This is a genomic window from Amycolatopsis sp. NPDC114484 (assembly GCF_055633755.1).
The window spans coordinates 332,104-344,574 of sequence record NZ_JBVKDQ010000003.1; the positions used below are offsets into that span (position 1 = coordinate 332,104).

Annotated in this window: 10 protein-coding genes; all 10 read left to right on the forward strand. The window is 69.5% G+C overall.

Annotated features, from left to right (window positions below):
* Nucleotides 1-10: 10 nt before the first annotated feature.
* Nucleotides 11-1,477: an FAD-dependent oxidoreductase gene (locus tag ACZ7SW_RS10990; protein ID WP_470230227.1), complete on the forward strand. Its 1,467-nt coding sequence runs from the start codon at nt 11-13 to the stop codon at nt 1,475-1,477.
* Between the two features lie 9 nt (nt 1,478-1,486).
* On the forward strand, nt 1,487-1,915 hold the full coding sequence (locus ACZ7SW_RS10995; protein ID WP_470230228.1) for a MarR family winged helix-turn-helix transcriptional regulator: 429 nt from the start codon (nt 1,487-1,489) through the stop codon (nt 1,913-1,915).
* Between the two features lie 403 nt (nt 1,916-2,318).
* On the forward strand, nt 2,319-3,941 hold the full coding sequence (gene abc-f, locus ACZ7SW_RS11000) for a ribosomal protection-like ABC-F family protein (protein WP_470230229.1): 1,623 nt from the start codon (nt 2,319-2,321) through the stop codon (nt 3,939-3,941).
* Complete coding sequence (locus tag ACZ7SW_RS11005; RefSeq protein WP_470230230.1) at nt 3,938-5,554, forward strand: ABC-F family ATP-binding cassette domain-containing protein; 1,617 nt, start codon at nt 3,938-3,940, stop codon at nt 5,552-5,554. Before abc-f ends, ACZ7SW_RS11005 begins: the two co-directional genes overlap by 4 nt.
* A gap of 79 nt (nt 5,555-5,633) precedes the next feature.
* A complete protein-coding gene (locus tag ACZ7SW_RS11010) occupies nt 5,634-6,761 on the forward strand; it encodes a serine hydrolase domain-containing protein (RefSeq protein WP_470230231.1) in 1,128 nt (375 codons plus the stop codon).
* Nucleotides 6,762-6,824: 63 nt separating this feature from the next.
* Nucleotides 6,825-7,979, forward strand: coding sequence for an SPFH domain-containing protein (locus tag ACZ7SW_RS11015; protein WP_470230232.1), 1,155 nt, complete (start codon nt 6,825-6,827; stop codon nt 7,977-7,979).
* Nucleotides 7,980-8,004: 25 nt separating this feature from the next.
* Nucleotides 8,005-9,138, forward strand: a complete 1,134-nt coding sequence (locus tag ACZ7SW_RS11020) for a TFIIB-type zinc ribbon-containing protein (RefSeq protein ID WP_470230233.1) — start codon at nt 8,005-8,007, stop codon at nt 9,136-9,138.
* A gap of 172 nt (nt 9,139-9,310) precedes the next feature.
* Complete coding sequence (locus ACZ7SW_RS11025) at nt 9,311-10,411, forward strand: methyltransferase (protein WP_470230234.1); 1,101 nt, start codon at nt 9,311-9,313, stop codon at nt 10,409-10,411.
* Nucleotides 10,412-10,474: 63 nt separating this feature from the next.
* Entirely contained in the window at nt 10,475-11,743 is a 1,269-nt protein-coding gene (locus tag ACZ7SW_RS11030) for a sensor histidine kinase (RefSeq protein WP_470230235.1), read from the forward strand.
* Nucleotides 11,744-11,982: 239 nt separating this feature from the next.
* A complete protein-coding gene (locus ACZ7SW_RS11035; protein ID WP_470230236.1) occupies nt 11,983-12,357 on the forward strand; it encodes a helix-turn-helix domain-containing protein in 375 nt (124 codons plus the stop codon).
* The last annotated feature ends 114 nt before the right edge of the window (nt 12,358-12,471 follow it).

The window sequence follows — 12,471 nt, forward strand, 5'->3', positions numbered from 1 at the left end:
GGGGGAAGAAATGTCGAAACCCGACCTGTCCACCTCGGAATTGCCGGTCCTGATCGCCGGGGCGGGCCCGACCGGGCTGACGCTCGCCTGCGAACTCGCCCGGCGCGGCGTCGCGTTCCGGCTGGTCGAAGCGTCCCCCGGCCCGCGCCCGGGCTCGCGCGGCAAGGGGATCCAGCCGCGCAGCCTCGAGGTGTTCGCCGACCTCGGCGTCATCGACCGCGTCCTCGCCCACGGCCGGCCGGCGATGCCGATCCTCCTGACCGACCCCGACGGCCGGACGAGCGGCGGCCCGACCTACGAGGAGCGTCCCGACGTTCCTTACCCCGCATCGGTCATCACCCCGCAATGGCGCGTCGAAGAAACCCTCGGCCTCCGCCTCGACGAACTCGGCGGCGCAGTCGAATTCGGCACCGCACTCGAGAGTTTCGACCAATCCGCCGACGCCGTCACCGCAGTGCTCCGCACCGGCGACCAGACCGAAACCGTCCGCGCCCAGTGGCTGGTCGGCTGCGACGGCGGCCGCAGCGTCGTGCGCAAACAAGCCGGCATCGCCTTCGAAGGCGAGACGGACGAACGGATCCGGATGATCGTCGCCGACCTGGCCGTCGACGGCCTCGACCGCGACGCCTGGCACATGTGGCGCTGCGAGGAGGGTTTCGTCAGCCTCTGCCCGCTGCCGTCCACCGATCTGTTCCAGTACCAGGCGTCCTTCGGCGGCGAACCCGACCTGGACCTCGCCACGCTGCAAACGATCTTCGACCGGCGAAGCGGCCGCAGCGACCTTCGCTTGCACAGCCCGGAATGGACGTCGGTGTGGCGCTCCAACACCCGTCTGGCCGAGCGTTACCGCAACGGCCGCGTCTTCCTCGCCGGCGACGCCGCGCACGTGCACTCCCCCGCCGGCGGCCAGGGCATGAACACCGGCGTCCAAGACGCGCACAACCTGGGCTGGAAACTCGCTTCCGGGGTGCCCGAACTGCTGGACACCTACGAGTCCGAACGCCGTCCGGTCGCCGCCGGAGTGCTGAAGCTGTCGACCGCGCGACTGGCCGAAGCCGCCAAACAGAAGAGCATCCCCATCCGCAGCGATCGAGACACGACCCAGCTCAGCGTCAACTACCGCGGGTCCGTCCTGGCCCGCGACGACCGTGCCGATTCCGCCCCGCTCCGCGCAGGCGACCGCGCCCCCGACGCCCCCGGGCTCACCACCACAACCGGCGAACGCCGCCTCTTCGACCTCACCCGCGGCGGCCAGTTCACCCTGCTGAACTTCGGCCCCCGGTCCGCAGCGACCGTCCGCACCTTCCACGTCGTCGCCCACCCCTCCGCCGACGACGAGATCGCCGATTCCGCCGGCCACCTCGCCCGCGCGTACTCGCCGACCGACCGCACCCTCGTCCTGATCCGCCCCGACGGCTATATCGGCCTGATCTCCGACGCGGGCGACTTCGCGGCTGTCAAGGAGTACCTGCTCTAGCCTCTTCCCATGTCCGCCCCCGACGAACTGGCCGCGACGCTGTACGGCGCGGTCAGCCTGATCGCCCGCAGGCTGCGCCAGAGCCAGGTCGCGGCCGAACTCTCCCTGCCGGAACGCTCCGCCCTGTCCCGCCTGGACCGCGACGGCCCGGCCACGACCGCCGCACTGGCCCGCGCCGAGCAGATCACCCCGCAGGCGATGAGCACGACCATCAGCGGCCTGGCCGCACGCGGCTTCGTCACCCGCACCGCCGACCCGGCCGACGGAAGGCAGATGATCGTCTCGCTGACCCCCGAGGGCAGCGAGGTGCTGCGGGCCCGCCGCGACGCTCGGATGCGCCAGTTCGCGGCTTCGCTCAGCTCGGGGTTCTCGCCGGAGGAGCTGGCGGTGCTGGAGGAGGCGGTGCCGTTGCTGGAGCGGCTGGGCGAGACGTTCTGAACCACCATCCGTCCACAGTGGAACTCGGATGCGCTTCGTCCGCTTCCTGGTATCCTGGCCAACGGACAGCACACTTGATCAAGAGGATTTCGATCGTGGCAGGTGAAGACGACATCTCCGGGTGAGCCCGGGGCACGGGCCGTTACGGCACCGGCCCCTCGCTGATCCCTGCGCGGCCTTGAGACCGCGCGTGGAGGTTCCCCGTGCAGGTCAGGCGACGTACGCCACGAGACCCGCGGGCTGCGAGGCAAACCGACCCCAGGCAGGCGCGAGCGCGCCGCCGCACCAGGTCGAGTCGTTCCCTAAAACAACAGGGAACGAAGGTCGCGGATGGCCCCACCCAAGTCGTCCACCTCACCACTAGCGGGGCAACAGCTCTGCCGATCCACCGCGAGGCCGCACCATGTCCGATCTCCGTATCGTCCTGTCCGGGATCTCCTTCTCCTGGCCCGACGACACCCTCGTTTTCGACCAGCTCTCCGCCACCTTCCCGGCAGGCCGAACGGGCCTCGTCGCGCCCAACGGGGCCGGGAAGTCCACTCTCCTCAAGCTCATCGCCGGGCAGCTCAAGCCCGCGGAGGGCAGTGTCACCGTCGACGGGATCCTCGGGTACCTCCCGCAGGACCTGCCGCTCACCGCCGACCGCACGGTCGCCGAGGTGCTCGGCATCGACGCGATCCTCAAGGCCATCTCGGCCGTCGAGGAGGGCGACGCGGCCGAGGAGCACTTCACCGCCATCGGCGCGGACTGGGACATCGAGGACCGCACCCATGCGCAGCTCGACCGGCTCGGGCTGGGCGATCTCGCGCTCGACCGGCTGCTCGGCACGCTCAGCGGAGGCCAGGTCGTCTCCCTCGGTCTCGCCGCGCAGCTGTTGCGCAGCCCGGACGTCCTGCTGCTCGACGAGCCCACCAACAACCTCGACCACACTGCCCGCCAGCAGCTCTACGACGTGCTCTCCGACTGGTCCGGCTGCTTGCTCGTGGTCAGCCACGACCGCGCGCTGCTCGACCGGATGGACCGGATCGCCGAGCTCGGCGCGGACGAAATCCGGTTCTACGGCGGCAATTTCACCGAATACGAGCAAGCCGTGCAGGCCGAACGGGAGGTGGCGGAGAAGAATATCCGCAACGCCGAACAAGAGGTCAAACGCGAGAAGCGCGAAATGCAGCAAGCCCGGGAACGCGCGGACAAGCGGGCGAGCAACGCGAAGCGCAATCTGTCCAATGCGGGGCTGCCGAAGATCTTCGCGGGCACGATGAAGCGCAACGCGCAGGAGTCCTCGGCGAAGGCGGACGGCACGCACGCGGCGCGGGTCAGTGCGGCGAAAGCGAAGCTCGACCAGGCGGAACGGTCGTTGCGGGAGGACCAGAAAATCAGCCTGGAGCTGCCCAAAACCGCGGTACCGGCTGGACGGACCTTGTTTGACGGCAAGCATCTTCGGGTGCGTGGGCTGTTCGCGGGCGAGGGTGCGGATCTGTCGATCCGCGGTCCGGAAAGGATCGCGCTCACCGGGCCGAATGGCGTGGGCAAGTCGACGTTGCTGCGGTTGATGCACGGGACACTCACACCGGACGCTGGCGAGATCAGCCGGGCGGACGGGCGGATCGCGTATCTGTCGCAGCGGCTCGATTTGCTGGATTCCGAACGCACGGTCGCGGAGAATCTCGCCGACGCGGCACCGGAAATGCTGCCCGCGGACCGGATGAATCTGTTGGCGCGCTTCCTGTTCCGTGGCGCGCGGGCGCATCTTCCGGTCGGGGTGCTTTCCGGCGGCGAACGGCTGCGCGCGACGCTCGCGTGTGTCCTCTTCGCCGAGCCCGCCCCGCAATTGCTGCTGCTCGACGAGCCGACGAACAACCTCGACCTGGTCAGCGCCGGCCAGCTGGAAAGCGCGCTCAACGCCTACCAGGGCGGGTTCGTGGTGGTCAGCCACGACGAGCGGTTCCTGGCCGAGATCGGCGTCGACCGCTGGCTGCGGCTGGAAAACGGGCAACTGCGGGAAACGGCCGGGATCACGGAGTGACCGCCCTGCGCGCGCACGAGATCGTGCGGGTGCTCGGGGGACGGCGCGTGCTCGACGGAGTGTCGGTCACCGCCGCCCCCGGTCGCCGGATCGGCGTGATCGGCGAGAACGGCACCGGGAAATCGACGCTGCTGAGAGTGCTCGCGGGCGTGGACGCGCCGGATCGCGGCGAGGTCGAGCGGCCGCCGGATCTTGGTTTCCTGCACCAGGAAATGCCGTTCGACCCGGCCGAGACGATCGCTGACGTCCTCGACCAAGCCCTCGCCGCGGCCCGCGAAGTGCTGGCCGAACTCGACCGGGTCACCGCGCTGCTCGCCGAGACACCGGACGATGCCGCGACCCTGAACGAGTACGCCGAACTGCTCGAGAGGGCGCAGCAACACGAGGCGTGGGACGCGGACCGGCGCGCGGAGATCGTGCTCGCTGGGCTGGGGCTCGCCGAGATCAACCGAGAGCGCGTGCTCGGTTCGCTTTCCGGCGGCCAGCGCGGACGGCTCGCCCTGGCCGGGCTGTTGGTCCGCCGCCCGTCGGCGGTGCTGCTCGACGAACCGACCAACCACCTCGACGCCGAAGCCGCCGCATTTCTCGAGGCCCAGCTGCGCGAACTGCCCGGCACCGTCGTGTTCGCGAGCCACGACCGGGCGTTCCTCGACGCGGTGTGCACCGACATCCTCGACCTCGACCCGGCCCCGGACGGTCCAGTTCGCCACGGCGGCACCTACACCGAATACCTCGGCTGGAAACGGGCCGAACGCGAGCGCTGGGAACGGCAATACCTCGAGGAGCAGGAAGAACTGGAGGAACTGCGCGACGCGCTCGGCGTCACCGCGCATCGGGTCGCGCCGGGGCGGCTCGCGCCGGACAACGAGAAAATGGGGCTCGGCCGCAGGTCCGGCCGGGTGCAGAACCAGATCTCGCGCCGGACCCGGGCTACTACGCGAAAACTGGACGACCGGGAGCGCACCCAGCTTCCCGCGCCACCGCCGCCGCTCCGGTTCCGCCCCTGCGCGCTGGCGGTCGAAGATCCGCGAGAAATCCTTGTCACGCTGGACAATGTGCACCTGCCAGACCGGCTTTCCCTGGACCGCCTGGAGATCCGGGCCGATACCCGGCTGCTGGTCACCGGTCCGAACGGGGCGGGAAAGTCAACGCTGCTTCTGCTTCTGGCCGGAGAGCTCGCCGCGGAAGGCGTAACCCGACAGCCCGGCATCAGCACCGGAATTCTCAGTCAGGAAACCGCTTTCGCCCGCCCGCAGCGCACCGCCCGCGCCACCTATCTCGCGACGCTCGGTCCCGAACGCACCGCCGCCGTCCCGCTGAACTCGTTGGGACTGCTGACAAATCGCGAAGCCTCCCGAGCGGTCGGCGAATTGTCCGTCGGGCAGCGCCGCCGCCTGGCGCTCGCGCTCCTCATCGCCGACCCGCCGCACCTGCTGCTGCTCGACGAACCGACCAACCACCTCTCCCCCACGCTGTGCGACGAGCTGGAGGACGCCCTCGGCACCAGTCCGGGCGCGATCGTCGCCGCCACGCACGACCGGCGGCTGCGCGAAAACTGGGCCGGGCAAGTGCTCCGTCTCGGTCCCGACCACCGCGTTGCGCCGTTAGAGTGAGCCGCGCCGGGCGGATGTCCGATGTGAAACCCCGGCAACGACCACCCCGCGGAACACCCGCCCGCGAAGGGAACGACCGATGATGCACGAAGTCCTGCGCCGCCACGTCGACTCCGGGTTCGTCCCGGGCGCGGTAGCCCTCGTCGCGCGCGGCGACGACGTCGAGGTGACCGCGGTGGGGTCTCTCGACGTCGAGGGCACCGCGCCGATGGCCCGCGACTCCATCTTCCGCTTCGCCTCCATCACCAAGCCGATCACCGCGGCGGCCGTGCTGATGCTGGTCGAGGACGGCCGGTTCGGCTTGGACACCCCCATCGCGGAATGGCTGCCCGAACTGGCCTCCCCGATGGTCGTGCGGACGCCGCAAAGCCCGGTCGACGACGTCGTACCTGCCAAGAAGCCGATCACCGTCCGCGACCTGCTGACCTTCCGAGCCGGCTACGGCTTCCCGTCGGACTTCTCCCTGCCGCAGGTCCGGGAGCTGTTCACGGTGCAGACCGACGGCCGCGAGGTCCGGCTGCGCCCGGGACCCGACGAGTGGCTCGCCCGGCTGGCCCGCATCCCGCTGCTGCACCAGCCCGGCGAGGCGTGGCTGTATGACACCTGCGCTGACCTGCAGGGCATCCTCATCGCCCGCGCGTCCGGCCGGTCGCTGCCGGACTTCCTCGCCGAGCGGGTGTTCGAGCCGCTCGGCATGGTCGACACCGCGTTCGAGGTGCCCGCGGCCAAGCGGCACCGGTTCGCCAGCTACTACCGCGCCGGCGAAAACGGCCTAGAGCTGGCCGACGCCCCGGACGGCCAGTGGCGCGAGGTGCCGCCGTTCCCGGCCGGATCCGGCGGCCTGGCCGGGACCGCCGACGATTGGCTCCGCTTTGCCCGAATGCTCCTTTCCGGGGGAAACCCGCTGCTGTCGAAGGAATCGGTCCGGCAAATGACGGCCAACCACCTGACTGCCGAACAGATCGCGGCCAATCCGGTCTTCCTCGAAGGCCAGGGCTGGGGGTTCGGCGGCGCGGTCGACGTCGCACCGAAACAGCCGTGGCAGGTCCCGGGCCGCTACGGCTGGGTCGGCGGCACCGGCACCAGCGCCTACCTGACGCCGTCGACGGGTTCAGTGGCGATTCTTCTCACCCAGCGCGGGGTGGACGGGCCCGGCGGCATCCCGCAGATGCAGGACTTTTGGCGCGAGGCGGCCGCGCCGGAGTGATCCGGCGCGGGTCGCGCACTGTACTGTGGCCCGCGGGCACGAGGCAACGACGAGGGGGCAGACGTGGGCATCTTCGACAAGATCCGCGGCGAGTTCATCGACATCATCGAGTGGACCGACGACAGCCGGGACACCATTGTGTGGCGCTTCCCGCGCTACGACAACGAGATCAAGATGGGCGCCAAGCTCACCGTCCGCGAATCGCAGGCCGCGGTGTTCGTGAACGAGGGCCAGGTCGCCGACGCCTACCCGCCGGGCATGTACACGCTGCAGACGCAGAACATGCCGATCATGTCCACCCTCAAGGGCTGGAAGTACGGCTTCAACTCGCCGTTCAAGGCCGAGGTGTACTTCGTCAACACCCGGCAGTTCACCGACCTGAAGTGGGGCACGCAGAACCCGGTCATCCTGCGCGACGCCGAGTTCGGCATGGTCCGGCTGCGCGCGTTCGGCGGCTACGCGGTCCGTGTCGTCGAGCCGGTCGCGCTGCTGAAGGAACTGGCGGGCACCGACCCGCAGTTCCGCACCGAAGAGGTGTCGGACTACCTGCGCAGCATGGTCATCAGCAAGCTCGGGCCCGCGATCGCGGCCGCCCAGGTGCCGATGCTCGACCTGGTCACCCAGCAGGAGCAGATCGCGGGCAAGATCGCGAACGCGCTGAACCTCGAACTGCGCGAGGTCGGCATCGAGATCTCGAAGTTCATGATCGAGAACATCTCGGTGCCGCCCGAGGTCGAGGCCGCGATGGACAAGCGGACCCAGATGGGCGTGGTCGGCGACCTCGACCAGTACACGAAGTTCCAGTCCGCGAACGCGATCGAGGCGGCGGCGAACAACCAGGGCGGCGCGGGCGAGGGGCTGGGCATCGGCCTCGGCATGGCGCTCGGCCAGCGCGCGGCCGGCCCGCAGCAGCAGCCCGCCCCGCAGCAGTACCAGCAGCAGGCTCCCCAGCAATACCAGCAGCCGCAGTACCAGCAGCAGGCCCCGCCGCAGATGCCGCCGCCGCTGCCGCAGGGCGAGCAGTGGTTCATCGGCGCGAACGGCCAGCAGCTCGGCCCGTTCGACCGCGCGGGCCTCGGCCAGCAGATCTCGGCGGGCTCGCTCGCCAAGGACACGCTGGTGTGGAAGGCGGGCATGGCCCAGTGGACCCCGGCTGCCCAGGTGCCGGAGGTGTCCGCGCTGTTCGGCGCGACCCCGCCGCCGCTGCCGCCGTCCTGAGCCGCATCGACCTTCCGGGGGACCCATGACCGATCCACGTTCCCAGCAGGGCGGCGTGGCCAACACGACCTATCCGTGCGGCGGCTGCGGCGCGCGGCTGGAGTTCGCGCCGGGCACGACGGCCCTGCAGTGCCCGTACTGCGGGTTCCGGCAGGAGATCGCCGCCGGCGAGCGGGAGATCCGCGAGATCCCGTTCGCCGAGCTGGCGAACCTGGCGCGCAAGCCGGTGGGTTCGATCGGCAAGTACGTCTTCGTGTGCCAGCGGTGCGCGGCCAGGACGGAAACCAACGAGACCGCCAGCATGTGCCAGTTCTGCGGGGCGCCGCTGGTGATCGATCCGGGCGCGTCCGGTCAGCTGGTGCCCGAAGGCGTGCTGCCGTTCGCGTTCGACCGCCCCGCGGTGAGTACGCATCTGAAGAAATGGACGTCTTCGCGCTGGTTCGCTCCGACGGCGCTGAAGAAGGTCACCACCGCCGAGTCCACGAAGAGCACCTACATCCCGCACTGGACGTATGACTCGCAGACCGTGTCGGTCTACACCGGCGCGCGCGGCGAGTACTACTACGTCACCGAGAGCTACTACGAGAACGGCGAGCGCAAGACGCGCGAGGTTCGCCATACCCGCTGGTACCCGGCGCGCGGGCAGGTCGCGCGGAACTTCGACGACGTCCTGGTGCCGGCGAGCACCCAGCTGCCGCTGCCGGAGCTCGACAAACTCGCGCCGTGGCCGCTGCTCGATTCCGCGCCGTACCAGCCGCAGTTCCTCTCCGGGCACTTCGCGCTGCGGTACGACGTGGAACCGGAGAACGGCTTCGAAGAGGCGAAAAACCGGATGGCGCCGGTCATCGCCGACGACTGCAAGTACGACATCGGCGGCGACACCCAGCAGCTGAATTCGGTCGACACGCGGCACAACAACGTCACCTTCAAGCTGATGCTGCTGCCGGTGTGGGTCGCGACCTATGTGTACGCCGGGAAGAACTGGCAGATCCTCGTCAACGGCCGCACCGGCGAGATCCACGGCCAGCGTCCGTGGAGCAAGGCCAAGATCGCCGTCGCGGTGGTGCTCGCGCTGATCGTGATCGCGGCGATCGTCTACTTCGTCGCGACGAAGGGCCACAGCACCGGGACGACGCACCATTCCGTTACACACCACTGAGTTTCGAAGGAAGTGAGGCACCGTGCTGATGGGCATGGTTCTCGGCGACCGCCGCTCCCGCGTTTCGCGGGAGCACGCGGGCACGCCGCTGTCTTGACCGGCGGGAATCCTCGCCTGCTCTCTGCGAAGCGTCGACGGCTGACTGGCCCTTCGACCCTTCCCGGGAGCATTCATGTCCACCGTTCAGTGGACCGAAAACGGAACCACCCACACCGCCCGCTGGCATTCCGGAAACGGAACCCCGCCGCCGGGCGACATCGTCGTCGTCGATGATCGGCTGACCGCTGCCGCGGCACTGCGTTTTGCCCGCGCCGGCACCGGAATGCTGTGGCGCGGCGACTTTCCCAACGCACGACAGCTCGTGCGCGCGATGGACCGTCGGCTCCCGCAAGGCGCGGGATCTTTCGCGGCGGTGCGTTCAGCGCGCTCGGAACGCGCGGCGCTGCTGGGAAAAGTCCTGGTCTCGGTGGAGGCTGACCATTCGCTGCGCCTCCGCCGAGCCCCCGACGTCCGAGCCGCCTGCGAGCACGCGTTCGGCGGTCTACCGGGCACGCTGATCTCATTGCGTGAGCTGCTCGGCGCCCTGAGCGCTTATCAATGGCACCGGAAAGGCATCCACCTCAAGGCTTTGAACGCCCGGATTTATCCCGCCTACAGCGTGTTCGCTCCGACACGCAGCGAATACCTCGATCTCGTCGCGCAGGAACCGTTGCCAGGCAAGGGTTCACCGGTGGTCTTCGATCTCGGCACCGGTACCGGAGTGCTCGCCGCCATCCTCGCCCGGCGCGGTGCCGCCGAAGTGGTGGCGACCGACCTGAACCCGCGCGCCGTGCGCTGCGCACGCGACAACCTGCGGCGACTCGGTCTGTCCGACCGGGCCCGCGTCGTCGAAGCCGACCTCTGGCCCGGCGAGCGGCGCGCCGATCTGGTCGTCTGCAATCCGCCTTGGCTGCCCGGAAACCCGACTTCCGCGTTGGAACTCGGGATCTACGACGCCTCGTCCGCCATGCTGAACCGGTTTCTCGACGGCCTCCCCGGCCATCTCGCGCCGCATGGCGAAGGCTGGCTGATCCTGTCGGACCTCGCCGAACACCTTGGCCTGCGGACCCGGGCCGAACTGCTCGACCGGATCTCCGCCGCCGGTCTCGAGGTCGCGGGACGTCGGGAAACCACGCCACGGCACCGAAGCGCCACGGACAGTGCCGATCCCTTGCACGCGCACCGTTCCCGGGAGCGGACGACTCTGTGGCGGCTAACCATGTCCAGAGCGTGACCCGGCGTTTCCACACTGGACTACACCAATCGAATATCCTCGCCGGAGACACGGGGAGGGACGATGCCCGGACCGGGTTTTGCCGTACCACGCCGGGACTTCGTGCGGACACTGCTGCATCGCGGCAGCCCGCCGGAGCGGCCGGACGCGGGCGAGGACCTCACCGCGGTCGGCGACGCGACGCTGGCCCGCGCCGCGCGGTACTGGGTCGTCGTTCCGGTCGCCTACCGGATCGCCGCGTTCGTGAAGGTGTTCATCGGGTTCGCCGCGGCCAACGGCAGCACCGGGCTGGTTCCGGTGCTGCCCGCGGCCGCGCTGGGCGTCGCCGCGAACGGCGCGTTCCTGTGGTGGCTGCTGCGCTCCGGCGGGCTGCCCGCGCGGCGCACGCGGCGGGTGCTCACCGCGGACCTCGGCGCGGGGCTCGCGCTGAACCTGCTGATCGCGGTGCTCGCGCCGGATTCGGTGCAGCCGTTCGCGATCGACGTCACCTGGACGTGGCTGGTCGGCTCGATGGCGATGTGGGCCGGGACGTCCGGGCTGCCCGCGGCGTTGCTGCTGCTCGCCGCCGCCGTCCCGGTGCGCCTCCTGCTGACCGTGGCGGGCGGCCTGCGGCTGGACGACCATCTCGCGATCAACCGGTCGATCGGCTGTCTCGTCGCGCTGGCCGTGTCGATCGTGGTGGCGTGCGGGATCCTGGTGCTGCTGGGCGTCGGCACGCGGTTCGCGCTCGACATCGGCCTGCGCCGCGGCCAGGAGGCCGAACGCAAGCGCACCCAGCGGCTGTTGCACGACAGCGTGCTGCAGACGCTGGAAGCGCTCGCGATCGCCCCGTCCGACGACGCCGACCACGCCGCCGAACGGCTCGCCCAGCTGCGCTCGGTGGCGCACGCCGAGGCGGCCGAACTCCGCCGGAGCATCACCGAACCGATCGAACCGCGCACGAGACGCGGCTTCGTGGTCGAACTGGCCGACGTCGCCGCCGACATGGCCCGCGAGGGCCTGCGCACTCAGCTCGTGGCTGCCGATTTCGCCGACGACGACCGGCTTTCCGCCGATCGCCGCACCGCGATGTGCGAAGCGGTACGAGAAGCGTTGCGCAACACGGTGAAACACGCCGGGACCAGCCGGGTCGTGCTCCGGGTGGAGGAACGCGACGGCGGGACCGCGGTGGTCGCACGGGACCAGGGCCGCGGCTTCGACGTGCGCGAACGCGGCCCGGGGTTCGGCATCCAGCAGTCGATCGAAGCGCGCCTGGCGGAGGTCGGGGGCACCGGGCAGGTGGAATCGACGCCGGGGCACGGGACCCGGGTCACGCTTTGGGTGCCGCACTGACCGGAATCCATTCCCGATGGCCGGGACGAGAGCGTCCCGGCACTGCCCGAACGCGACGATTTCGGAAAAAATCACCGTGTTGTGCTGATTATTCAATCCCCCTTTCGCGCACTTGTGTAACCATTTGATAACAAACATCGTGCGCTGTCATGCACCCCGTTCGTAGGTTCACATTCCGTTGCCGCAAGGCCGATAATGGCGGGTCGAGCACCTTCAGGCCCAGCAGCGGGAGCTCTTGCATGGACACGCCGGACGAGGCACGCGTGAATCGGACCGAGCGGAATCGCCGGATGCTCGAATCCTGGCGGGCCGGCGCGTCGATCACCGAGATCGCCCGGAAAAACGGATTATCGCTCAGCTGGACCGGACGGCTGCTGCGACAGGAAGGCGCCGTCCTGCCGGAAATCCGCCAAGGCGTGCGCCGGGAACTCGACGTGCCGCGTATAGTCCGCGAGTACCAATCTGGCTCTACTATTCAGAGCATCGCGGACGCGCATCAGGCGTCTTACGGAACTATCCGTCGCCTGCTGCTCCGGGAGAAAGTCACCATACGCCCACATGGTGGGCAGAATGCTCTCGATCGGCGCACGCCCGGAGACACCCAGCGTCACTGAGCCCGAATTTCAGGTGGGTGACTCGGACCTCTTTTCGTTCCTTTCGCCGCCCGGAACCGGTAAGGAGGAATAATCGGGGGTGTGGAATGACTGAAGCGCGGCCAGGGGCGACTG